The sequence below is a fragment of the Niastella soli genome, from assembly GCF_017742245.1.
Taxonomy (GTDB): domain Bacteria; phylum Bacteroidota; class Bacteroidia; order Chitinophagales; family Chitinophagaceae; genus Niastella; species Niastella soli.
In genome coordinates this window covers 200162-225777 of the sequence record NZ_JAGHKO010000002.1, presented here as the reverse complement: position 1 = coordinate 225777, position 25616 = coordinate 200162, and the positions used below count along the sequence as shown (strand labels likewise).

The following is a 25616-nucleotide window of genomic DNA, read 5'->3' as shown; positions in this document are numbered from 1 at the left end:
TTTAGAGCTTGCCTAATATCTCTGCTTTCTTTTTATTGAATTCCTCTTCGGTCAATACCCCGGCGGTTTTCAAATCGCCCAGTTGTTTCAGCAGATCGAGCATTTTTTGCTGGTCGTTGCCTGATGCGGCAGCTCCGGCGTTTTGTTGTTGCTGTTGTTGTTGAGGTTGTTGTGCCTGTTGCATCATGTTGGTAAGAACGATGCCAGCGCCCAAACCAGCCGTGTTGGCTGCACCAGGGTTATCGGCCATTTTTTCCATGGCAATACCGGCTTGCATCTGGTTAAACTGGTTCAGTTTGTCGCCCATCATATTAAGCGAGGTGGTTTTGTCGAGCATTTTTTCCACCTCTTCTGGCAGACTTACATTCTCGATGTAGAACTGGCCGAGCTCGATACCCCAGGCGTCGAAATCAGTCTGGAAAATTGGTTTTAACCGGGTCCCTATTTCAGTAAAATTAGCTGCCAGGTCCAGTACGGAAACGCCGGCCTCAGCCAGGCCTTCCGATAATTTGCTTATGATGGTGTTGCGTAGTTGTTCACTTACTGCTTCAATGGTAACCCAGGGATTGGTACCGGCAAATTCTTTGATGAATTTCTTTGCATCAACCACCCGAATGGTGTAAGTACCAAAAGAACGGATACGTACCTGTTTGAATTCAGGGTCACGCATGATAATGGGATTGCTTGTGCCCCATTTTAAATTGGTAAACTGTTTGGTGTTTACAAAATAGATATCAACCTTAAATGGAGAGTCAAACAAATATTTCCACGACTTGAGGGTGGTGGTAATGGGCATGTTCTGCGTCTTCAGTTCGTACCGGCCGGGTTTGTACTCATCGCCAAACTCACCTTCGTTCATTAATACTACTACCTGCGATTCCCGAACAGTTAACTGGGCGCCATTCATGATCTTGTTCCCTTTGTCGGGAAATTTGGCAATAACTGTATTATTACTGTCATCGACCCAATCGATGACCTCAATGAATTCATTTTTAATAAAATCGAATAATCCCATATGCTGTTGATTGTAGGAGTTCTTTAAAATTGGTTGTTATGATACAATTGGTAGTAAAACCGGCGAGAAAATTACGTCAATCTGCTGAAGAATTATAGCCCTGTTTAAATTAAATGTAAGATTTATTAATGTGTTTTTGTACCTGCTAAACAAGGTATATTCGCAACCCTAGCACACCCTTATTTAAATCCTTCTTCATAATGCCTTAGCGACAGCTTGCTATATCCGGGCCGGTAACGGCGCGTGAAACACTATTCCCTGCACTATACCCCATACGAGTTTTCATTTAACCATTTAAAACCATGTAGTATGAAAAAACTATCACTATGGCTTTTAGGTAGTATGCTGCTCTGTGCAGCAGGGTATGCGCAGGTAAAACCGGTAATGCTGGGAAAAGCGCCGGACCTGTTAACCTCATTCCGTAAACAGTTCAGCGCGTTACCACAACAACGGGTAACAGGCAGGCTGGCATTGCGGATCAATGCGCTCGATTCATTACCAGGGAAAATAAATTTCCGCCAGTCATTGACTGCCGGTCAGGAATACCTGGTTGGGGAGATCGAGAACGTACCGGGTTCTTCCTTTTTTATCCGTTTCGAAGGCAACCGGGTGCAGGGAAATATCATTCTGCGTAATGCCAAAAAAGCCTATACGTATAATTCAGATGATAACGGTAATGTATACATAGAAGAAACGGATATTCATAAAGTGTTGTGTATCGATTTTGAAAAGGCACCGGTCAGTACCAATAGCAGTCTTGCTGCGGCGGCATTGACGGCCGGCCAGCTGTACAGCTTGCAAAGCTATCCCAATGCCAATGGTGTTGTATTGCTTGATTTTGATGGACAATACGTTTCCGGTACTGGTTGGAACAGCGGAAATCCTATCAGCGCAGCGCCCTCTACGTTAACAGAGGCTGAAAGATATGAAGTGTGGCAACTGGTCAGTGAAGATTTCCGGCCCTTCAAACTCAATATTACAACCAGTGAAGCGGTGTACAATTCTTACCCTGCCAACAGACGTATGCGTTGCATTTTCACGCCTACCAATACCGCTGCACCCGGTGCTGGTGGCGTGGCCTATTTAAATTCATTTACCTGGGGCAACGAAACGCCATGCTGGGTATTTAACGGTGGGGTGAAAGGGGCTGGTGATGCTGGTGCCCATGAAGTAGGGCATACATTTGGGTTAAGCCACGACGGCAGAACAAACCCGGTTGAAGAGTACTATCTGGGGCAGGGAAATTGGGCACCCATTATGGGAGCAGGCTATTATGTGCCGGTTGTACAATGGAGCAAAGGCGAGTATGCCAACCCCAGCCAAACGCAGGATGACCTGGCTATAATAGCTAATAATGCCAATGGAGTAGGGTACAGGGCCGATGATCATAGTAATACAAGATCGGGCGCTACCCCGCTTTCAATAAGCGGCACCGGAAGCGCTTTTAGCAATGGTATTATTGAGACCACCAGCGATGCTGACTTTTTTACTTTTACCACAACAGGCGGAGCCGTTTCGTTGAACATAAACCCTGCAGAGAAACATCCCAACTTGGATGTACTGGCTACCTTGTATGACAATGCAGGTTTTGTGGTCACCTCTTCTAATCCAACTGCTTTAACAGCCAATCTGAGCGCTACTTTAGCTGCAGGTACCTATTATGTTTCCATTACGGGTGTGGGATACGGTGACCCTGCTACCACCGGTTATACAAATTATGGGTCACTGGGGTATTATTCAATCAGTGGTAATATTGCAGGTGGCACCGCAAATACAGTGGCTACTTTCTATAAGGATTGTAATTACACAGGTAGCTATGCGGTAAGTTTAGCACCCGGCGCCTATACGGCGAGCGACCTGGTGGCCAGTGGTATCTCCGATAAAGATATTTCTTCATTTACCGTTGCCAGCGGATATGAAGTATTGTTGTATAAGAACAATGCGCTGCAAGGCAGTTATACCAGCTTTAATGCTAATACGGCCTGTCTGGTAAGCGCTGCCCTGAACGATTCTGTTTCGTCGCTTCGAATCAGATCTTTGACCAATCAGGCGCCCACCGTTAACTTCCTGAAACCTGTTTCGGGCACTAAATACCTGACGCCTGCAACTGTTGCCATTACCGTAAATGCGGCTGATGCAGATGGTGCCATCACCAAAGTAGAATTTTATAATGGCAGCACTAAGCTGGGTGAGTCAACAACGTCGCCTTATTCTTATGCCTGGAATAATGTAACGACAGGAAATTATACACTTATCGCTACTGCTACCGACGATCGCGGTGGCCAGTCTTCTGCACAGATAACCATTTCTGTAACCAATGTACCGGTGGTTACCGTATACCGGGATTGTAATTATGGTGGCACCGCAGTTGGATTGTTGCCAGGAAGTTATACATTAAGCCAGTTACAAAGTCTGGGTATAAACAATGATGACATTTCGTCGTTGCGGGTAACCAGTGGCTACCAGGTTCAATTATTTAATGATAATAATTTCGCTGGTACAGTTATTACCCTTACAGCCGACAATAGCTGCCTGGTGGCCAACAGCTTTAATGATCTTACTTCTTCGCTGAAGATAAGTGCAATAGGTACAATTACAGCTGCCACCGTATACAGGGATTGTGACTATGCAGGCACAGCCATATCACTGTCGCCAGGTAATTATACCCTCACTCAGTTGCAGGCCCTGGGTATTCTTAACGACGATATCTCTTCGTTGAAGGTGAACAGCGGTTACCAGGTGCAATTATATGCAGATGATAATTTTCTGGGTACTTCTCAGACATTTGGTGTTGACAATTCATGTTTAGTGACCAATGGCTTTAATGATGCCGCTACTTCCATCAAAGTATATGCTGTAGCTCCGGCGAAAGGGCAAGGGTTAATAACCGGACTGCAAATATATCCGAACCCTGTATTGAATGAAGTGAGGTTACGGACGGTGGAAGACCTTACCGGGGCATTGATCACTGTGTATGATTTTTCGGGCAGAGCGGTCCTTTCTACCCGTAATACCAATAATCGCCTGAATGTATCACGGCTGTCGGCCGGTGTATACACGTTAACGATCATCAAGAATGAGAAAATCGTTTCCGGCAGGTTTGTCAAGTAAAGTTTGATAATATAAATCCCTGGTATAATAAAATTCCCTATTTATTATACCAGGGATTTTTTATTAATATTGTCGAACACCAGGACCATGAAACGAATGATAATAAAAATTTTGATCATAGCAGGCTTACTGTACCTTGTTATTTGCGGGTTGCTTTACTTCATGCAGGAGAAACTGATCTTTTATCCGCAGGTATTGGATAGGAACTATCGATTTGGGTTTGATCAGCCGTTTGAAGAAATGACCATGACTACCAATGACAATAGCCGGTTGCATGGGTTGTTATTTAAAGCTGATAGTTCCAAAGGGCTTATATTCTATTTACATGGCAATGGTGGTGCGCTTGATTCATGGGGTGAGGTTGCCCGCACATATACTGACTTGAATTATGATGTGTTCCTGTTGGACTACCGGGGCTATGGCAAAAGCGAAGGCGTTATATACAGTCAGAAACAGTTTTTTGACGATGTCCAGACCGCCTATGATTCGCTGAAGAACAGATATGCAGAAGACAGGATCGTTGTATTGGGATATTCAATAGGTACCGGTGCCGCCACCAAACTGGCATCGGCAAACAATCCGAAGTTGTTGATACTCCAGGCGCCCTATTACAGCCTTACCGATATGATGAGACACACCTATCCCATTATTCCTACTTTTATTTTAAAGTATAAATTTGAAACGAGTAAGTATCTGAAAGCCTGTAAAATGCCGGTAGTGATCTTTCATGGCGATGTGGATGAAGTGATCTATTATGGAAGTTCGCTTAAGTTGAGAACAATGTTTAAAAAACAAGATACCCTGATAACATTAGAGGGACAGGCACACAATGGAATAACCGATAATGTAGTTTACAGAAGGGAGTTGCAGCGAATATTGTCTAATCCAACCACCCCTTTATGAATTTCCCGAAGATCCTGACCAATACCGGCCGTGTCCTTGTCTTTCTGGGCCTGACTGTGCTAACGCAAACAGGCGGTGTTGTTTATTTGATAAACTTTTCAACCTATAGGCTCATCAATAAGCGAATAGCCAATGGTTGGCTTCGCCGGTTTTGTAAACCAGGCTCATTTATCCTGATGTATTTAGTAGCTACATTTTTAATAGTTCCACTTTTAGCCAGGCCATTGGGCCGGGTACAAATGCCATTAAAAACAACCAATAATCTTCGGCCACTGACATTTTTAACCTGTTTATTGAACCGGAACTACGTTCGGAAAGACTTGCGGGAGGCGGCCTTTACGGTAGCTGGGGAAATGAATAAAAAGTATCCGGGTACAGTGATAAACTACCTGGATGCGAACTTTCCTTTTTTAAACGGTTTTCCGTTATTTCCGCATTTAAGTCATAATGATGGTAAAAAACTTGATCTTGCGTTTTGTTATCAGGATAAAACAACTTTAACAGCTACAAACGAGGCTCCTTCGCTCATTGGATATGGTATTTGTGAAGAACCTACAGCTGCTGAAAAAAATACTGCTGAATTTTGTTCGCAAAACGGCTATTGGCAATATAGTTTTCTCAAAAACGTTATGCCACAGCACAGAAAGAACGATTTTTTATTTTATGGCGAAAAAACAAAATGCCTGGTAACGTTATTCTGTCAGGATAACCGGATCGGTAAAGTATTTATTGAGCCTCATTTAAAATTGCGGTTACAGCTTTCCAATAGTAAGATACGCTTTCATGGCTGTCGCGCTGTACGCCACGACGATCATATTCATGTTCAATTGAATTGATCTATATTTGAGCCCCGAACCGGTAATCCGGTTATTTATATCCAATACACTATGAAACAACTAGCTTCAATTTTAGTATTGATTATCCTTATGGCTGGGTGTCAGGAAATGAACCAGCAAAAAGCCCCGGCAGCTACAAATGATCAAGTCTCCACTGTAGATTCCACTCCTGAAATGATAGCCTCGGAAGCTGTGCCGGAAAAGGCGGTCAGCGACCTGGCGGAGGGTGAAATAACCTGGTCAGATTCCCTGTTAAAAATGTATATGGCCTTTGCCAATACAGAAACTTTTAAACAGGCCCATACAAATAATTTTACCCTGGAATGGATGTATGACAATACGGTTAAAACCGATTCTGCCGTATTTGACGTTTACCGCATCGGGCATGAGATCTCACGTGATGAAGGAGCTGATACGCGTTTTATTGTTGATCAATGGATCTATTTGGATACCATGAGGAAACAGTTATATGAATATGATGCGGCAGCTAATAAGTTAAGCAAGTGGTGGACTTCGGAGGGAACGAGACAACTTTTTTATCCTGTTTATGAGCTGTCCGCTAAAACCACTGCCTTTGTGGTGAATTTTTATGAGGTAGGAAAACCCCGGGGCATCATGGATACACTTTTTGATGTGTTTTATCCAAAGAGAACCCAGGAAAAGGAGTTGCCCAAAAAATGGAAGCTATACGATACCTCAGGGGTATATAAATTAATAAGGCATGAAGCCCTGGAAAAGGAAGCAAGATGTTACTTTGATACAGCCTTTTACGTGTATGGAACGAATGGGTATGCCAGATCAAAGATAAAAAATATTGCTGTTGGGGTAGATGAATGCATCACCAATGTGTTTGCATTTTGCTTTGATAATACCAGTCTTAAATCAATTGGTCACCCACTTTTTTGCTCAACCAAACTGCTCCCCATCCATTATGGAAAGGATTATAGTAAAATGGAAAAGAGTATGGACAGTTATTTTGTGCCTTCAGGGGATTATATTGATAGCGTAAAGACAAAGATCATGGGTAATGTAGGGAATTTTTATTTCTATTATCATGACGACTTTTCCGGCGAGCCGAAAAACCATAAATCAAAATGCAAGTTTCCTGACAGAGGTATCAGGTTGATTGATAATAAAAGAGTATCGCAATTCTGGAATAGCGATTTTATTGACCTGTTTGGAATAGAATGTGATTAAAAACTTATTAATTGTTGCGCAGTACTCCATGGCGTACTGCGTAACAATTTTGCTTATCCCTGCTGCTGATAAACCCTGGCAAAATCTTCAGCAAATGCGATAAAATTGCGACTGCCTGAAACCTCTTTTGCGTGTTGGGCGTAATGGGCTGCCAGCAACCCCTCTCTGATTGCAATGCCCATATCTACAATATAATGCTGCGCTGCATCTTTTGAAAAGCCGTTTTGTAGTAGCCCCTGTAATAACTGTTCATCCGTAAATGGGACCCAGGTAAGCTCCGGCTTCCCAATAGCAGCGCCCAGGATCTGCGCTATCTGCCTGCCATTTAGGGTATCACTGATTATATACTGTACTTTTTTGCCTGTGAATGAAAGCGTGGAAAAAGCTTTTGCGGCCGCATCAGCTATGTCTTCCGGGTGCGATAGTACCATATTTACTTCCTCGCCATAATTGTTCCCAATAATACCCTGGTGCCTGATCAGCCCCATACTGCCATAGAAATTGGTATAAAAACCACCGGGGCGAAGGTGTAGGATATTTAGTGATGGCAGCTCATCGAGAAAGGTTTCCAGGTTCTGGTAATTAACAAGCGGCGACTGGCCTGCCAGGGGGGAGCCGGAACTGCTTAAGTTGACTACGTATGAAATACCTGCTTCCTGTATAGCGCGTGCATAATTTTTACCTGCCGTAATAGTAAAGGCCTTGTAATCCGGAGTACTAAAATTGGGCGGTATCATCAGGTATACGGCATCGCTACCCTCAAATGATCGTTTTACAAATTCGTACTCTTCTATTGAACCGATTAGAGGAGTTGCCTGTAATTTTCTGATTGCTGCCGCTTTATTAGCATCGGAACTGATAACCTGTACTTCATGGCCTTGTGCTACCAGCTTTTCTGTTAAGGGGCGACTGATATTCCCCAACGAACCTGTGATGGTGATCTTCATTGTTATACTTGTTTAAAATTATTGCACAAATCTAAAAGGTTACTTACTTTTATACAAGTACTTACCCTAAAGTGTGTATACTATGACATTGATAAAAGACGCATCCTCCATTCAGGAAAATAAAAGCCAGGCATTTGTAGCCTGCCCGGTAACATTTGTTATGGAAAAGATCGGCGGGTATTGGAAGCCGATCATTTTATTCAGCCTGTTATCAGGAGTGAAGCGATACAGTGAATTAAAAAAATCAATTCCCTCCATTACAGAAAAAGTACTGATTCAACAATTAAAACAACTGGAAGCAGATGGGTTGTTGATAAGAAGATCAAAACCTGTAGTGCCGCCTTATGTTACGTATGAATTGTCTAAATCAGGTAAGGCACTGCGGCCCGTATTGTATGCTATGGCAGAATGGGCAGTGGGGAACAGTGGTAAGTTATCGAAGACATTTTCAAAGCAAATGAAGGATTTTCCAGTTGAATAAGGCCGGTCGTGAATAATTGATAAGAGGTTGTATATGGGGAAAAAAAAGAATGATGCCCTGTGAAGAAGTTGTTGCAACATTGTCGTGCCTGGTTAACGGGTGAATATCTTTGATCTATTGGTGTAAATATTTTATATTGTTAATCAGACATTTATAGCCTCGCTTAGTGGTACCCATCCCGGTTTTCTGCAATATATTTCACCTGTTTTCGTTTAATGGAAACCATTGTCGGACGCTGCGTGGAAGGGCTGTCTACGGAAAGGTTGCATCACTAAGATATTTTTAAGTGAGGTAATGTTTTTGTTAATAGGTGTGAAAATGACATTTAATTTGTAATTTGCGCACTCTAATCATATTATCACTCCGATTGCAGGATGTATCCGAATTGCCAGATGGATCATTAACTTTTAACCTGCAAAAAAATCCGATCTTATTTTTTATGCGTAAGTTATTTTTATTTATTACTGTTTTATCCTGCACAACAGTTTTTGCACAACCCAAAACTTATTCAACAGCCAATGCGCATTCGCACAATGATTATCAACAGGGAACGCCCTTGCTTTCTGCTTACTCGCTGCAGTTTGGCAGTGTTGAAGCGGATGTAATGTTGGCTGGTGATGAAATACTGGTAGCTCACACCGAGCGTGATTTTGATCAACATCGTACATTGGAAGATCTGTATCTGAAGCCTATTCAGGGTTTTATCCAGGCCAACAAAGGACATGTATACGCTGATGAATCGCGTAAATTGATCCTGATGCTGGACATTAAAAGCGAAGCCATTCCTGTTATCAATAAATTAATTGACATTTTACAAAAATATCCTGAGCTTACCCGCACTCCATCTTTCAAAATAATGATCAGCGGAAACAAACCCTCTTCAGATACTTATATTTCTTATCCTTCCTTCCTGGTATTCGATGGTTTGTTAAGCTCTAAGTACAAAAAGGAGGCACTCGCCCGCATCGCTATGCTCAGTGACAACTTTATCAATTATTCAAAATGGAATGGCACCGGTGCTATCCCTCCTAAAGATGCAGAGCGTCTGAAAAACAATATTATCAAAGCGCATAGCTTAGGCAAAGAAGTTCGTTTGTGGAATGTGCCTGATTTTGATGATGCCTGGAAACAAGTGATAGAGCTGGGTGTTGATTATATTGATTCTGACAGTATCAAAGCCCTGGCACAGTTCCTGAAAAAACAGCAGCAACTGTCACAGAAGTAAAATAGAAAAGAATAAGACCTGTAAGGTGCATCATCTGAGCTTGCATAATTAGTGAGTTCATTTGTACCTTACAGGTCTTGTTCTTTTTGTATCTTATGACCTGTAAGGTCTGCCTTTTGAGCTTGCTGAATCAGGATGATGAACAGACCTGACAGGTCTGGTTTAAATTGAAGGTAGCCAGACCTGTCAGAGCCTGCCCCGCTTTGCGGGGTTCAAGACATCAGGCTGAGAGTGCGCGACCCAATGATGAACCTTACAGATTCTTATTCTTTTTATCTGAACTCGTAGCCCAAACCCATAACCTGGGTTAACAACGTGGCGGGTGCATCAGTGGCGGTACATCTACCTTCCACTACAGGCGCAATAGGCGAATGCACAGCAAGGTATTCTTCAATTACCTTGTGCATGGTGTAACCAAGCAATTGCGGCTGATTAACGCCTTGCATCCGGCAAAGGGTAGTATCGGGATCGCCTTCCCGTTCGCAGGCAACAAAACTGTATTCCCGGTCCAGATCAACTGGTTCGCCACCCACTTTAATATAATTGACCCGTTTGCCGGCCGTATTGCCCAACGTAAAATTCACCTCCATTCCTTTGAATCTGATTACCCAACCGCCTAAGCGTTTAGCCGGGTCCCGGGCAAAAGTATTTTCCAATTCGATCTCCAGCCAGTTCCATAATTGTTTACCGGTAACAGACCCTTTTTTGGCTTCACTATCAACCGGCAGCATACTCCATAAGTAATCAACAGTAATGTCGGCTGTACCTGTAGCCGGGTCGGGCACCAGGGGCGGACAAAACCGGAAGCCATTGCTAAGGGCTATATCCGGTTTGAATTTCCACATGATGGCATCAGTGATGAAATTGTCCATCGGCGTTTCAATCACGTAATACCTGATCAAAGGGTTCTTTGTTTTTCCAATCACCCGGCTTAGTTCTTTTTTATAGGGCTCATTGGCTTTGTTGATCAGCCGTTTCATTTCCTCATCTTCCCTGTAGGTAGCAGGATCAACATCCAGTAATTGATAGGTCTGATCTTTTATAATGCCATTCTCCATAACAATATCCAGTTTTGCAATGAACGACCCAAAGGCCCCTGGTTCTGTTACTTTTGCATAAGCGCCCTGTACCGGTTTTCTCAATCGCTCATGGGTGTCGGCGCCCAGAATATAATCAACCCCTTTTACCTGTTCCATATTGGATAAACCGAACTGCTGGGCTAACCCCATATGGGTTACCAGGAATACCAATTGGCACTTTTCGTATTCCCTTAAAATTTTAATATACTTGGCAACATTGCTTTCGGGCGGCGTAAATTTTATACCATCACAATAGGCGGGGGATTGCCGTTTTGGCGTTAGCGGATCATTATACCCAATGAACCCGATCTTGACACCTGCCATATGTTTTACGTAATAGGGGGGAAAGATCAGATCGCCTTTCATGTCGTCCTGCGTGTCGTGGTACATATTGGCGCACACCTTTAACGCATCATAGCCAAACATATCCTGCATTAGCATTTCTTTGCCATATACCACTTCCCAGTTGCCGGGCAGCATTATGTCATAACCAATATTATTCATTAAAGGCACTATGGCTTTGCCCTCGCTTAATGCCGCAATTCCGCTGCCCTGGAAGCAGTCGCCCCCGTCGATCACCAGGGTATTGGCCGCATTATGATTGCGTAAAGTGTTGATCATTGTTTTAAGGCTGGCCAGTCCGCCCCTTTTTTTATAGACAGGTTTACCATTCTCTATAAAAAATTCATCATGCTGGTAAAGTTGAGAATGAATATCAGCTGTGTGCAGCAAGGTGATCAGGGAAGCTTTGCCATCGCGTACGGCTTTGTTTTGCTTCATGCTGTTCGATTTGTAAGTAGCTTCTTCATCATACAGGGCAGCTGCAGCCAGTGGGGTAGTAACCAGTCCGCCCCCAATGCCCAGGCTTAACCCCAGTCGCCCGGCTTTCTTAATAAAATCCCGGCGGCTGTTTTCTGATAATTCAATATGCAATTCTTTTTCTGCCTGACTTATGGGATCTGTATGGCATACAGCGCAGCTGCATAGGGGTGAGTGATTCACAGACATAACAATCGTTATTAAGTAATAGTTTTTGTTTTACCGAAACAGGCTAATTTACTGGGTTTCCTGATAAAAAAATGTTATGCGTGTGAGCTTAACACAATAAGTCACAAAATACCCCCTCTTTAGTCACATCTACACAGCCTGGATTTTGGTAACTTGGGGTAAGTTTGCCTTGTCAATACGAAAAACATCATTAACTAATAAAAAACTAAAAAAATGGAAACTACCGGCGCAACAAAAATTACGGTTGAAACAGTTGTAAATGCTCCTGTTGAAAAAGTTTGGAACTACTGGTCATTACCAGAACACATTACAAAATGGTGCGCTGCTTCTGACGACTGGCATGCGCCTAAAGCTGAAAATGACTTAAAAATAGGCGGAAAATTCTCTACCAGAATGGAAGCCAAAGATGGCAGCTTCGCTTTTGATTTTGGTGGAGTATATGATGATGTAAAGAAAAATGAGCTGATTGAATATACAATGGGCGATGGCCGTAAAGTGGAAGTGCATTTCACTGCAAATGGGAACGAGACCAAAGTTGTTGAAACATTTGATGCAGAGAACACCCATTCACTTGAAATGCAACAAGGCGGCTGGCAGGCGATCCTGGAGAATTTTAGAAAATATACTGAGACTAATTAAGTGATATTCGTTTTTATATTAGCCCTGCAGTAATGTGGGGCTTTTTTTCTGCCCACCAAAAAAGTACAAACTATCCTTTCTTAGTACAGGCTGTAACTAAATTCATTACAAACGCTATGTGACAAAGTACAATTTATGCATACTGTCATCCAGTACCTTCCTCATTTATAAAGGTTTTTTTGTTTCCTGTTGTTGTTTTGTACAATACAAATTTAATTTTGAATACTAAGTACGTTAGTTGCTATATGCTAAAATAGTTAGTAATCGTAGTAGCTTTGAAAGTGCAAGGCACTACTATGTATTTAAATTGCAGAACATATTTCAGCTTACGATATGGCACTTATTCTACGGAAGAACTGGTTAATACCGCAGCAGATCATGGCATTCAGGTACTGGCTTTAACTAACATCAATTGTACCTGTGATAGCTGGGATTTTGTGAATTTCTGCCAGCAAAAAGACATTAAACCGGTTGCTGGTGTAGAAATAAGGAATGAAGATACCCTGCTTTATATTTTGTTGGCCCGGAATAACCAGGGGTTTGCAGCCATCAATGAGTTTTTATCATACCACTTACAACATAAAAAAAACTTTCCTGACCATGCAGCTACCTGGTTTCAAAACAACCACGATGTGTATACTATTTATCCCTATGATAGAAAGGCTGCCGGTGATCTGTTGCCTGACGAATATATTGGCATACTGGCATCAGAATTAAATAAATTGTTCGGGACCGACTGGAAGAAGTATGAGCACAAGCTGGTGGTTCGGCAACCCGTAACTTTTCAAAATAAGCAATACTTCAATTTGCACCGCCTGCTACGGGCCATACACAAGAATACGTTGCTTTCCAAATTGCCTGTTGGCGCGCAGGCATCACCTGATGAAACCTTTGTATCACCGGCTGCCTTGCTTGAACAGTTCAGGCAATTTCCGGCTATTGTGACCAATACTTACAAGTTGTTAGATAGCTGCCAGATCGAGATGGATTTCAAGGTGGATAAAAATAAAAAATGCTTTAGCGCAACTGTCGAAGATGACCGGGTATTATTGGAAAAGCTGGCTACCGAAGGGTTGATTGCCCGTTATGGAAGTAAGAACAAAGTAGCATACGAAAGATTACAAAAGGAATTAAGGATCATAAACGACCTGGGGTTTAATTCTTATTTCCTGATCAACTGGGATATGATCCGATATGCCCAGTCGCGCGGATTTTATTACGTAGGGCGGGGAAGTGGCGCCAATTCAATTGTAGCGTATTGTCTGCGTATTACTGATGTAGATCCCATTGAATTGAATCTTTATTTTGAACGCTTTTTGAATCCCGAGCGCACTTCCCCGCCCGACTTTGATATTGACTTCAGCTGGACAGACCGGGATGATATCATGGATTATATTTTTAAACGGTATGGCCGTAAGCATGTGGCCTTATTGGGGGCATACACTACATTTCAGCATGATGCCATTATTATGGAACTGGGTAAAGTGTTTGGATTACCTGTTGAGGAAATAAAAAGCCTGCAACGTGCTACACAGCCTACGGATAAAATACAGCGGCTCATCATGCAATATGGTCAACTGATGAAAAATTTTCCCAACAATATTTCCATTCATCCCTGTGGCATGCTGGTGACCGAAAAACCTATTTATGAATATGCTGCTTTGTTTATGCCGCCTAAAGGGTTTGCCACTACCCAAATGGACATGTTCGTTGCTGAGAATATTGGCATCAACAAATTTGATGTACTGAGTCAACGCGGGCTGGGGCATATAAAGGAAAGCCTGCGACTGATAAAAGCCAACAAGGGGATCGATGTGAATATTCACGACTTCCACAACTTCAGGCACAATGCCGCCATCAAAGATCAAATTCGGGAAGCACAAACCATTGGTTGTTTTTATATAGAATCGCCTGCTATGCGGCAACTGCTGAAAAAGCTCCGGTGCGATGATTATATAACGCTGGTAGCAGCTAGCTCTATCATCAGACCGGGTGTGTCGCAGTCGGGCATGATGCGGGAGTATATAACCCGGTTCCATAACCGGGATAAGATCGTATACCTGCATCCGCTTTTTGAAGAACATATGAAGGAAACGTTTGGCGTGATGGTCTTTCAGGAAGATGTGATAAAGATCGCGCATTATTTTGCCGGTTTATCGCTGGGGGAAGCGGATATCCTGCGCCGGGCCATGAGCGGTAAATACAGGTCGAGCAATAAATTCAAACATGTAAAGGATAAATACCTCTCCAACTGCCGGGAGCTGGGCCATACGGATGAGCTGGCTCTGGAAGTATGGCGGCAAATGGAAAGTTTTGCCGGCTATAGTTTTAATAAAGCCCACTCGGCCAGTTTTGCGGTGGAAAGTTATATGAGCCTGTATTTGAAAACGTTCTTCCCCAAAGAGTTTATGGTGGCCGTGATCAATAATTTCGGCGGCTTTTATTCAACCGAGCTGTATTTTATTGAATTGATGAAGGCCGGAGGCAATATTCATGCCCCCTGTATAAACAACAGCGAAATATACACCAGTATTAAAGGAAATGAAGTGTATACCGGTTTTGTTCATATTAAGGCCTTGCAGGAAAATTCCATGCAACAGATCATGGAAGAACGGAAAACGGGCGGCGTTTTTCTGCATCTGCAGGATTTTATTGAACGCACTGGTATTGGGCTTGAACAACTTAATATCCTGGTGAGTGTGGGTGCCTTACGCTTTACCGGTAAAACAAAAAAGCAATTGTTATGGGAGGCCAACTTTCTGCAAAAAAGGAATAAGGCCCATATCCCGGTAAGCGAATCTTTGTTTGAGGAAAAACCGGTGGAGTTCAGTTTGCCTGTACTAACAGATGATGCGGTGGATGATCTGTACGATCAGAAAGAGATCCTTGGTTTTACTTTATCAAATCCGTTTGCCATGGTTGATGAAGAAACCGATAATTATATACCGGCCCGGGAAATAAGCAGTCATTTGCATAAAGTGATTACGGTACTGGTTTATTTTATTGCCAGCAAACATGTGCAAACAAAAAATAACGACATCATGTTCTTTGGGACTTTTATTGACAAAGACCTTGATTGGGTAGATACCGTTCATTTTCCTGACATGGCCCGCAATTACCCACTGCACAGCGGTGGGTTTTATAAACTGACCGGCCGGGTGGTGGAAGATTTTGGCGTGTGCAGTATTGAAGCGCGCAAAATGGTAAAGGTGGGATTAAAAAAACGCAGTTACGATACTATAAAATAACAACGATGTTATTATCAAAGGACAGACATATAGCCCATTTTGACCTGGATGCTTTTTTTGTATCGGTTGAAACATTAAGGAACCCGAAGTTTCGCGGCAAACCCCTGTTGGTTGGTGGCGGCAGCGACCGGGGCGTGGTAGCTGCCTGTAGCTATGAAGCGCGAAAATTTGGCATCCATAGTGCCATGCCCATGAAAATTGCCCGCCGGTTATGTCCCGAAGCCATTATTATAAAAAGTGATTTTGAAGCCTATAGTAAATATTCCCGGCTGGTAACAGATGTTATAAAAGATTCGGTGCCTGTTTTTGAAAAGGCGAGTATCGATGAGTTCTATATAGATCTTACCGGAATGGATAAGTTTTTCGGGTGCCTGCAGTTTACCGACCAGTTAAAGAAAAAGATCAATAAGGAAAGCGGATTGCCGATCTCCTGGGGACTTGCTTCCAACAAACTCATCAGCAAGGTGGCCACCAATGAAGTAAAACCCAATGGACAACTGGAAATACCTTTTGGAAATGAAAAGACGTTTCTGGCGCCGCTCAGTATTATTAAAATACCAGGCATTGGCAAGGAAACCGGTTACAAGCTGTTAAAAATGGGGGTACAAACAGTGAAGGTATTAAGTGAGATACCCATGGAAATGATGGAAAATCTGCTGGGTAAATCAGGTATCGATCTCTGGCGTAAGGCAAATGGCATCGATGAAACGCCGGTTCTGCCTTATCATGAGCAAAAATCCATTTCAACGGAAAGTACCTTTCAAACAGACACCATCGATACTAATTTTCTGCATAGCCAGCTGGTACGAATGACCGAGGAAATTGCCTTTCAGTTACGGCAGCAAAACAAACTGACCGGCTGCGTGACCGTTAAAGTGCGCTACTCGAATTTTGAAACATTTACCAAACAAATTACCATCTCCTATACCAATGCCGACCATGTATTGCTACAAACAGCGAAGGAATTGTTCAATAAGTTATACGAACGGCGATTACTCATCAGGTTATTGGGTATCAGGTTCACCCACCTCATCCCGGGGAATTACCAGATAAGTTTATTTGAGGATACCCAGGAAATGATCAAGCTGTATCAGGCTATCGATAGTGTAAAAAAACGCTTTGGAGAAAAAACGCTTATCCGGGCCGTTGGGGTGGGCGTATAAACGAAAATTGTTCCTTACTGCCTGGATTTTAAGTGCAAATACTTAGCGAATAATAGAAAACTATTCATTTTTTGTCTTTCTGAGAAAACCTTTTGTCGAACTCTCCACTTTGGTGTATTAGTTATATCGGGTATGTCTCACCCTTTTGAGTAGGGTACCCCTGGGAAAAGCATAACGATCTGTGAAGCATGAAATTTTGAAAAAAATTGAATGATGTAACTATGAAAAAAGAAATCCCTATCACTATCGCCGTAGTAGATGACAATGCCTTCATTCGGGAAAGTGTGAAGTTTCGACTTAAAACATTGGGATACAATGTGGTAATGGAAGCAGAGAATGGGCAACAGTTCCTTGATAAATTACAGGAGAGCAATACTCCAGACATTTGTGTACTGGATATCAATATGCCAGTAATGAATGGACTGGAAACCACGGTTCATTTAAAGAAGGAATGGCCGGCTATGAAGATCATCTTCTTTTCAATGGAAGACAGCAATCTATACATTAAGAAGGGAATGCAATTGGGAGCCGATGGATTTGTTGCGAAAGATGCACCCTTTGCAGATTTAAATAATATGTTGTTGTCAGTTATAAACCGGGTGCAAGTGGCCTAAAACTTGATTGCTTTTTAACGAAAACGCACATTCCATTAAACCAAATAACAAACAGCCCCGAATGCTACATCGGGGCTTGTTTATTTTAGCCAGTTTCTAATCTATTTGAGTGTCCTGAGCAGGACCGAACGTTAAAAGATTCGAGCGGTTGTTTGCCGTTTGATTAACGGGCCTGAGCGTAGCGAAGGGCCCGTTTGCCGTTTGCCGTTTGCCGTTTGCCGTTTGCCGTTTGCCGTTTGCCGTTTGCCGTTCTAGTATCTACCATCTTTTTTATCCATTGAACGGCCAACGCCATAACCAACGCCACCACCCAGTACACCACCTGCGGCTGCACCTAATGCCCGGTTCTTTTTAATAAGTATGGCTCCTGCTGCTGCGCCAACACCGGCACCAATGGCTGTTCCCTTGGCGGCTTTACTCCAGCCTTTCTTTTTAGTTTTAGCTGGTTCCTGGGCTACAGGCTCTGTATTGTTAACTGTAGTATAGTGTTTGTGCACTACAACTGTTGGTGGAGTTGCAGTGGTTGCTTTCGTTTGCATTTTAATAGAATCCTCGTGTTGCTGTTGTTTCCAGTCTTTATACTCATTATATTCTGATTGAGAGATCGAGTTTGGTGTTACCGGAATGCTCCCAGACTCCAGTTTGTTATCGTTGTTCTTACAGGACGATATCAACATGGCTGCACTTACTACTACTGCTGTGGTTGTGTAAAATATCCGTTTCATACGCTTTGATTTTAAGGTTATTGAATTAGCGATCATTTGATCACCAGGCAACATACTTGAAAAAGCGTGCCATAAAATCAGTAAAATGTTAAAGGATGTGGTAAAAGGCGCAGGAAGCTCTCATTATCAATAAAATATACATAATTCACATTAACATAAAGAAAATTTAAAGGCTTTTGGTAAGAAGTCTTGTTAAGGAATTTCAAAGATTTGTGGTTTTTACTATCCTTTGTAAACCTTTCAGCTAAACTATTTTGCATTATAAAATGGAGAGTATCAATAGCTTGATCAATTAACTTAGGTCATGCCTCTTCGTTATAATAAATTAGCGACCGTATTTTCACTGTTGTTGTTGAACGATAGCTAATTAAGTGCCGCACAATTCCGGGAACGTTTGCGTAAAAAAATCTCTTTGCAGGCCTGTATGATAATTCACTTCTTTTTAACTTTCCTATAGTTTATTAATTACCCATTCCCCAGTTTTTTTCTACAATTACCCAGTTAGTTTTTTATCCGTCCCAATTACCCGATCCCGTTATTGCTAATAGCGATCAATTGCTTATTGTTCCGCTGGAAACCCTCCTCCTGCGTGATGAGCATACCATCCGCTATATAGCTTTCAACCTGTTTCACCCGAAATGGTGTAGCCATCTGTACATGGTTTTAAGATAAACCATGCAGTACTCTTATTGCCTTAACGATTGTCTTTTATACTTTAATTAAAGCTTGTTTTATGAAAAAAATGTTATTATCATTTCTAACCTTATTCTCTGTGTATCTGGGTGCCTATGCCCAGGACCTGTATGTTTCACCTTCGGGGAGTGCTTCCAATTCAGGCACTTCCATTTCATCGCCAACTACCCTGGCGAACGCTATTGCCACCATTACGGCGGGTAGTACTATTTATATGCGGGGTGGTACTTATAACTTAACAGCCACGGTATTGATTGCTGAATCGAACAGCGGCACTTCTTCTGCACATAAAAATATTTTTGCCTATGGAAGTGAAGTGCCTGTGATCAGTTTTGCCGGTATGGCGGTTTCCACCTCCAATCGCGGTATTATTTTAGATGGCAGCTACTGGCATTTAAAAGGGTTGATCATCGAAAGCGCTGGTGACAATGGGTTGCTGCTTTCAGGTGATAACAACACTATTGAGAGCTGTATCTTCAGAAAGAACGCCGACTCTGGGTTGCAGTTAAGCCGGTATAATACCAGTTATACCACTATTGCACAATGGCCCAGTAATAACCTGATCTTGAATTGTGAAGCATATGATAACAAAGACCCGGATAATGAAGATGCCGATGGTTTTGCTGCCAAGCTTACCTGCGGTGCCGGGAACGTTTTCCGTAATTGTGTTTCTCATAACAATATCGATGATGGCTGGGACCTTTATACAAAACCTGATACAGGGCCAATTGGCGCCATAACATTGGAAGGTTGTATTTCCCATGACAATGGTATCCTGACCGATGGCTCAACGTCTGGCAATGGCGATAAAAATGGTTTTAAGCTGGGTGGAGAAGATATTTCGGTGAACCATATTGTAAGAAGATGTATTGCATTTAACAACGGAAAACATGGTTTTACTTACAACAGGAACCTGGGCTCTATTGAAGTAACCAATAATACCGGTTATAACAATGCCGAAAGAAATTTCAATTTTGACGGAGGGACCAGTGTATTTAAAAACAACCTGTCGTTCCAAAGCGGCTCAAACGATCGCATTATTGGTACAGCCACTGCACCCAATTCCTTTCAGGGCGCAGCAGGTGGTTTTACCGTAACTGCGGCCGATTTTGTTACGGTAAGTCCAGGGGCTGCTGCAAACCCAACCTCAAATGGATTTTTAAATCTGGCATCGGGGAGTGATCTCATAAATGCCGGTGTTACTTCTACCGGTATTACTTACAATGGCAGCGCACCAGATCTGGGTGCTATTGAATCCGGAAGTACTTCCACCTCGTATTCGCTTACTACCAATGTATCACCGTCAGGTGGTGGCAGTGTAAGCCGCAGTCCGAATGCTACTACCTATGCATCGGGTACCGTGGTTACGCTTACTGCTACACCCAGCAGTGGCTATACCTTCACTGGCTGGAGTGGCGATGCTACGGGCTCTTCCACTTCGGTATCCATAACCATGAATGCCAATAAAACAGTTACTGCTAACTTTACCAATAGTACGGGTACCACATATACCCTGACCACTACGGTTAGTCCTTCAGCAGGTGGCAGCATTACCCGCAGTCCGAATGCTACCTCTTATTCTGCCGGTACTGTGGTTACATTGACTGCAACCCCGGCTTCGGGTTATGTTTTCAGTAGTTGGAGCGGTGGCGCCAGTGGTACCAATGCAACTACCACCGTAACCATGAATGCCAATACCAGTGTTACGGCCAACTTTACAACCAGTGGCGGCGGTACTGGTACAACCTTGCGTATTGATGATAAATCAGGTACAGGTACCGGTTATTGCAGCGCCAATGGTTCCAGACAAAATACCTATACAGGCGCCGATGGCGGTTATTACATAAACCTGAGCAATTCGAGCGGTCAGGGTATTACCTGGGCAGTGAGCGCCGGAGCGGCTGGTACCTACAACCTCGTTTGGCGCTATGCCAATGCGGGCTCACAAAGCGCTACAACGGCCCGGGTGCTGGTGAATGGGGTGCAGGTGAATGCGGCAGTTTCCTTCCCGAAAACGGCTACCTGGAGCACCTGGACCACCACCGCTCAAATACCGGTTACCCTGGTGGCAGGGGCAAACAAGATCAGGCTGGAAACAACCGTTTCTTCTGAATTTGCCAATATAGACTGGATAGAGATCACCGGTACCAACCCTACCGAAGCCTCCTGCAGCGCTGCTACCGGCAGCCGCATGACCACACAAGGTGATGAGCCTGCGCTGTTGATTGAGGAAGCGCCGATTGTTGTTCCCAATCCAACAACAGGGATGTCAACCGTACGGTTTGCCCTGGCGAGTCAGCAAAAAGTGATCGTGAATCTGTATGCAGCAGATGGCAGACTGGTATCTACGCTCGCGAATCGGGTGTTCGCAGCTGGTACACATGCTGTGCCTGTTGATTATAAAGGATTGCAGAAGGGCGTTTACTTTATTTCTATAAACTATAACGGTAAACAAAGGCTTCTCCAGAATATTCTTTCCAGATAAACAACCAACAGGGCTGTTCCGTCCCGGCTCAGCCGGGAGGGCGGCCCTTCCTTATTCTTAATTGATCAAAAACAACTTGTATGAAAAGCAAAATATTTACACTGCTGTGTGTATTGATGACGTTCTTTTCGTTGTCGTATGCCCAGGACCAATGTGCGCCAGTAGGCTGGTGTACACAAAATGGCGGCACCACCGGTGGGGGTAATGCAACGCCTGTAACCGTATCTAATATCAGTGACCTCACTTCCCGGGCCAATGGTTCGGGTTCAAGGGTTATATATGTAAGCGGCACTATGGGCTCAGGTGTTAGTACCCGCGTAAAAGTGGCTGCCAATACAACCATCATAGGTTTGCCCGGCGCCAAATTGTATGGTGGCTTTGATATAAAGGCCAGCAATGTGATCATCCGGAATATGATCGTGCAGGGACCTGGGTCAGTGGATGTAGACGGGGTGGATTGTATTACGATCGATGGATCATCTACTAATAACGTATGGATTGACCACTGTGATATCTATGATGGGCAGGACGGTGACATGGACATTACTAATGGCGCCAGTTATGTTACGGTCTCCTGGACTAAATTCCATTATACGTCTGCTTCACAAAATCACCAGTATTGTAATTTGATCGGTAATTCAGATAGTAAAACATCTGATCGTGGCCGGCTGAAAGTAACGATGGTATACAACTGGTGGACCTCAGGTACGGTGGAGCGCATGCCTCGCGTTCGTTTTGGCCAGGTACATGTGGTGAACAATTTATTCGACAGTCCGCAGACAAATTATTGCGTACGTGCCGGTGTGGAAGCCGATATCCTGGTGGAGAGCAATTATTTTGATGGCGTAAATGATCCTATCGATCTGTATGAGAATAATTTTACTGCTGTTACATCCCGGAATAACGTATATAACAATACTACCGGCAACACAGCTGGCAGTGGTACGAGTTTTACACCTTCTTATTCCATGAGTATAGCGCCGGCTGCCAATGTGAAAGCGCTGGTAAGTAATGCCACTTGCGGGGCAGGGGCCACTTTACCATCGCCCACCCAATGTGGTTGTGGTACCAGTACTTCGTATGTATTGACCACTTCTGCTAATCCTTCTGCTGGTGGATCTATTTCCCGTAGTCCGAACGCCAGTTCTTATTCACCAGGTACCATGGTTACTTTGACTGCAACCCCGGCATCGGGTTATACCTTCACAGGTTGGAGTGGCGGTGCCAGCGGTACCAATACTACTACCACTGTTACTATGAATGCAAACACCAGCGTTACTGCTAACTTTACCAATAGTACGGGTACTACCTATACGTTGACGACCACAGCGAATCCATCTGCCGGCGGTTCAATTACCCGCAGCCCGAATGCCACTTCTTATGCAGCCGGTACTGTGGTTACATTGACCGCAACCCCGGCTTCGGGTTATGTTTTCAGTAGTTGGAGCGGTGGCGCCAGTGGTACCAATGCAACTACCACCGTAACCATGAATGCCAATACCAGTGTTACGGCCAACTTTACAACCAGTGGCGGCGGTACTGGTACTACCTTGCGTATTGATGATAAATCAGGTACAGGTACCGGTTATTGCAGCGCCAATGGTTCCAGACAAAATACCTATACAGGCGCCGATGGCGGCTATTACATAAACCTGAGCAATTCGAGCGGTCAGGGTATTACCTGGGCAGTGAGCGCCGGAGCGGCTGGTACCTACAACCTCGTTTGGCGCTATGCCAATGCGGGTTCGCAAAGCGCTACAACGGCCAGGGTGCTGGTAAATGGGGTGCAGGTGAATGCGGCAGTTTCCTTCCCGAAGACCGCTACCTGGAGCACCTGGACCACCACGGCTCAAATACCGGTAACCCTGGTGGCAGGGGCAAACAAGATCAGATTGGAAACAACTGTTGCTTCAGAGTTTGCCAATATAGACTGGATAGAAATTACAGGGACCAACCCAACTGAAGCATTCTGTAGTGCAGCTACGGGAGCTAGAATGGAAAATGAAACACCAATCACGAGTGTTGACCCCGCAGCCGTTAAACCAATGGTGCTGCCCAATCCATCAACCGGCTTGTCGACCCTGCGGTTCGGGGTTGCTGCGTTTGAAAAAGTGATGGTGAACCTGTATGCAACTGATGGCCGGTTAATAAAAACATTGACCAATAAAACCTATGCACCCGGTACCTATACATTACCCGTAGATTATACCGGCTTACAAAAAGGTGTTTATTTCATTATCATACATAACGGCAATAAGAAAACTGTTCTCCGGAATACATTCATGCACTGACTATAAGCCGGTTTTTTGCAAAAGAGAGCCTCCCGATCTGATCGGGAGGCTCTTCTTTATTGTTGCAACTATCACCAGTTATTGGTCAACCTTTGCTATTTTCCGCCGTACGATGCCGGAGTATATGTATCTATCGTCCTTGCTTTTTGCTTTGAGATCCTCCGGCCGCGGAAGAACAGGTACAGGTTAAAGAATAACATAATGCCCAAATAGATGCTAAACCCGCCGATCTTGGTACTTAATATTTCCAGCATGGTTTGGCTGTCGGTAATGTTGCGGGTGATTTCCATTATTATTAATGCAAATCCCAGGTTAAGCAAATAGAAACCCGTCTCAAAAAGTTTGTTGGTAGAAAACGCAATGTCAGTTTTACCATTGAAGATGTCCTGCATAAATATCTTGCTGTTTTTAAAAAGAATGTGCGCTACGTACCAGGTTAAAAAAATTACTATGGGCAGGTAAATTGTATAAGCGACAAATGTCAGGGACGTGTTCATAAAATTATATTTTTATTGTTAGTGTTCGTGTTCTCATGACGGTGGCTAATGAACAGGAGGATAGCCATATTGCAAAAATGTATTATGGCAAGAATGCACATTATTTTGCCGGTCATGGTACAAATGCTGCTGACTACTTCTGTCCACGTATGCACCGGTTTCCAAAACCGAATGGTGATGGTGACATAGCCAAGATTCAATAGATAGTAGCCGGTCAGCAGCGTTCGGTTTATGAACAGGGTAAGCTTTTCCTCTCCATGCAGCAGGTTCAGTATATAGCCTTTCCCATTTCGGTAAAAGATCAATCCCACGTGAACTGTTATAAACCAGGTTAGTAGCAGATATATGATGTACGACAGCGTGTTCATAAAAGCAGTTTTAATACTTGACTGCGCTTTGACATGACAAAAGTATTGAAATGTTTCAAACTTTCAATACTTTCTGAAAGTATTTATTTTTTGGTGATATACCACTTGTTGAACAGGTGAGGATCAAATCAAAATCATGGGAAAATAGCTTGCATATCCCTGGACAGCCAGTTTACAGATCCTGGTATACTGGTGGGGAAATAGGAGGGGAGTGAGCTTAAATGGTCGGGATATTGCCTTGGAGTGCTCTAAGGATGCTCTAAGGATGCTCTGGGGATGCTCTGGAGATGCTCTAAGGACTCTAGTCTGTATGACCACTCTTAGACAACTATCAGACAACTATCAGACAACTATCAGACAACTATCAGACAACTTCCTGGCCATTCCCAGACAACTCCCCTAACACTCTACTACAACCTGACTCCGGTGGGGGTAAATAAAAAGAGGATACACCATGGGTGTATCCTCTTTTTAGGTAAAGGAGCGTATTTTATTAATTAAGCTACGGAAGCTCCGGTAAATTCATGGTGTTCGGCTGCAGTGAGTGGGAACAGGTACCAGCAAATGCCCAGTAAAAAGCAGGCATATTCCTCATTGCTGTATTTGTTGGTCGACAGTGAAGCAAAGGAAGGAGCCTCAGTCATGTCACAAACAGCCAACGGCATCGTTACTGAATGTTCATATACTATCAGGTGCGAGTTGTTTTGCAACGTGTAGTAATATTTCTTTCCTTCAATTTCTATGATCCCGGTACCATGGACCTTATCTATACCCAGTCTGCCAATTTCAACGCCATATTCATTTTTCAGAATAGTTTTGTTGTGCCATAATCCAGTTTTGTCAATAAAAAAGAGCCGGTGATTTTCTTCGCTACTAATTCGTACTGTTTGTTGGTCCAGGTTATACTTAATTACCAGTTTAGTATTATCGCCTTCTGTTAATTGATATTTTCTAATATAAACAGACGGCTGATTAACATACACCCATTTCATAATGCGACAATTAGCGGGTTAAGAAATTATTAGGAACCTCCCGTCAAAAATATACCTGTTCATACATAGTAAAATGGGTTGTGGATTATTTATATGGCT

Annotated in this window: 20 protein-coding genes; 12 read left to right on the top strand and 8 right to left on the bottom strand. The window is 43.4% G+C overall.

Translation table 11 applies throughout. The features are described from left to right. Position 1: 1 nt before the first annotated feature. Positions 2–1015: an SPFH domain-containing protein gene (locus J7I42_RS13475; RefSeq protein WP_209139474.1), complete on the bottom strand. Its 1014-nt coding sequence runs from the start codon at positions 1013–1015 to the stop codon at positions 2–4. A gap of 309 nt (positions 1016–1324) precedes the next feature. Here J7I42_RS13475 and J7I42_RS13470 point away from each other — a divergent pair, with 309 nt between their 5' ends. The 4 genes from J7I42_RS13470 (at position 1325) to J7I42_RS13455 (ending at position 7062) form a co-directional block, all read left to right on the top strand. After that, complete coding sequence (locus tag J7I42_RS13470) at positions 1325–4126, top strand: beta/gamma crystallin-related protein (protein WP_209139342.1); 2802 nt, start codon at positions 1325–1327, stop codon at positions 4124–4126. 87 nt (positions 4127–4213) lie between these two features. Then, complete coding sequence (locus J7I42_RS13465) at positions 4214–5029, top strand: alpha/beta hydrolase (protein ID WP_209139341.1); 816 nt, start codon at positions 4214–4216, stop codon at positions 5027–5029. Then, positions 5026–5865: a hypothetical protein gene (locus J7I42_RS13460; RefSeq protein ID WP_209139340.1), complete on the top strand. Its 840-nt coding sequence runs from the start codon at positions 5026–5028 to the stop codon at positions 5863–5865. The genes J7I42_RS13465 and J7I42_RS13460 overlap by 4 nt, the downstream gene beginning before the upstream one ends. Before the next feature lie 51 nt (positions 5866–5916). After that, positions 5917–7062, top strand: coding sequence for a hypothetical protein (locus tag J7I42_RS13455; protein WP_209139339.1), 1146 nt, complete (start codon positions 5917–5919; stop codon positions 7060–7062). A 53-nt stretch (positions 7063–7115) separates the two neighbouring features. On the opposite strand, the gene J7I42_RS13450 is transcribed toward J7I42_RS13455, so the two are convergent. Then, positions 7116–8009, bottom strand: coding sequence for an NmrA family NAD(P)-binding protein (locus J7I42_RS13450; RefSeq protein ID WP_209139338.1), 894 nt, complete (start codon positions 8007–8009; stop codon positions 7116–7118). Between the two features lie 82 nt (positions 8010–8091). Here J7I42_RS13450 and J7I42_RS13445 point away from each other — a divergent pair, with 82 nt between their 5' ends. Together J7I42_RS13445 and J7I42_RS13440 are read left to right on the top strand one after the other, a co-directional pair. Beyond that, positions 8092–8490, top strand: a complete 399-nt coding sequence (locus J7I42_RS13445) for a winged helix-turn-helix transcriptional regulator (protein ID WP_236065487.1) — start codon at positions 8092–8094, stop codon at positions 8488–8490. A 439-nt stretch (positions 8491–8929) separates the two neighbouring features. Next, positions 8930–9715, top strand: a complete 786-nt coding sequence (locus tag J7I42_RS13440) for a PI-PLC domain-containing protein (RefSeq protein WP_209139337.1) — start codon at positions 8930–8932, stop codon at positions 9713–9715. Between the two features lie 272 nt (positions 9716–9987). Here J7I42_RS13440 and J7I42_RS13435 read toward each other — a convergent pair whose 3' ends face one another. Then, entirely contained in the window at positions 9988–11802 is a 1815-nt protein-coding gene (locus J7I42_RS13435; RefSeq protein WP_209139336.1) for a bifunctional metallophosphatase/5'-nucleotidase, read from the bottom strand. A 213-nt stretch (positions 11803–12015) separates the two neighbouring features. Here J7I42_RS13435 and J7I42_RS13430 point away from each other — a divergent pair, with 213 nt between their 5' ends. The 4 genes from J7I42_RS13430 to J7I42_RS13415 all read left to right on the top strand — a co-directional run bounded on the left by J7I42_RS13430 (position 12016) and on the right by J7I42_RS13415 (position 17466). Then, complete coding sequence (locus tag J7I42_RS13430; protein WP_209139335.1) at positions 12016–12441, top strand: SRPBCC family protein; 426 nt, start codon at positions 12016–12018, stop codon at positions 12439–12441. A 296-nt stretch (positions 12442–12737) separates the two neighbouring features. Then, the gene (locus J7I42_RS13425; RefSeq protein WP_209139334.1) at positions 12738–15689 is read left to right on the top strand and encodes a DNA polymerase III subunit alpha; all 2952 of its coding nucleotides are present in this window, start codon (positions 12738–12740) and stop codon (positions 15687–15689) included. A gap of 5 nt (positions 15690–15694) precedes the next feature. After that, positions 15695–16852, top strand: a complete 1158-nt coding sequence (gene dinB / locus J7I42_RS13420; RefSeq protein ID WP_209139333.1) for a DNA polymerase IV — start codon at positions 15695–15697, stop codon at positions 16850–16852. Positions 16853–17073: 221 nt separating this feature from the next. Next, positions 17074–17466 (top strand): response regulator, encoded by a 393-nt coding sequence (locus tag J7I42_RS13415; RefSeq protein ID WP_209139332.1) that lies wholly within the window; start codon positions 17074–17076, stop codon positions 17464–17466. Positions 17467–17717: 251 nt separating this feature from the next. Here J7I42_RS13415 and J7I42_RS13410 read toward each other — a convergent pair whose 3' ends face one another. Together J7I42_RS13410 and J7I42_RS35345 are read right to left on the bottom strand one after the other, a co-directional pair. Beyond that, positions 17718–18191, bottom strand: coding sequence for a hypothetical protein (locus tag J7I42_RS13410; RefSeq protein ID WP_209139477.1), 474 nt, complete (start codon positions 18189–18191; stop codon positions 17718–17720). Positions 18192–18713: 522 nt separating this feature from the next. Next, entirely contained in the window at positions 18714–18842 is a 129-nt protein-coding gene (locus tag J7I42_RS35345; protein WP_262898126.1) for a hypothetical protein, read from the bottom strand. A gap of 82 nt (positions 18843–18924) precedes the next feature. On the opposite strand from J7I42_RS35345, the gene J7I42_RS13405 reads away from it, so the two are divergent. Together J7I42_RS13405 and J7I42_RS13400 are read left to right on the top strand one after the other, a co-directional pair. Beyond that, positions 18925–21369: an InlB B-repeat-containing protein gene (locus J7I42_RS13405; RefSeq protein ID WP_209139331.1), complete on the top strand. Its 2445-nt coding sequence runs from the start codon at positions 18925–18927 to the stop codon at positions 21367–21369. Between the two features lie 80 nt (positions 21370–21449). Then, the gene (locus J7I42_RS13400; RefSeq protein WP_209139330.1) at positions 21450–23660 is read left to right on the top strand and encodes an InlB B-repeat-containing protein; all 2211 of its coding nucleotides are present in this window, start codon (positions 21450–21452) and stop codon (positions 23658–23660) included. Positions 23661–23755: 95 nt separating this feature from the next. Here J7I42_RS13400 and J7I42_RS13395 read toward each other — a convergent pair whose 3' ends face one another. From J7I42_RS13395 to J7I42_RS13385, 3 genes are all read right to left on the bottom strand, one after another. Next, on the bottom strand, positions 23756–24157 hold the full coding sequence (locus J7I42_RS13395; RefSeq protein ID WP_209139329.1) for a hypothetical protein: 402 nt from the start codon (positions 24155–24157) through the stop codon (positions 23756–23758). Continuing rightward, positions 24154–24525, bottom strand: coding sequence for a hypothetical protein (locus J7I42_RS13390; protein ID WP_209139328.1), 372 nt, complete (start codon positions 24523–24525; stop codon positions 24154–24156). Before J7I42_RS13390 ends, J7I42_RS13395 begins: the two co-directional genes overlap by 4 nt. 497 nt (positions 24526–25022) lie before the next feature. Then, positions 25023–25517, bottom strand: a complete 495-nt coding sequence (locus J7I42_RS13385; protein ID WP_209139327.1) for a hypothetical protein — start codon at positions 25515–25517, stop codon at positions 25023–25025. Positions 25518–25616: the final 99 nt, after the last annotated feature.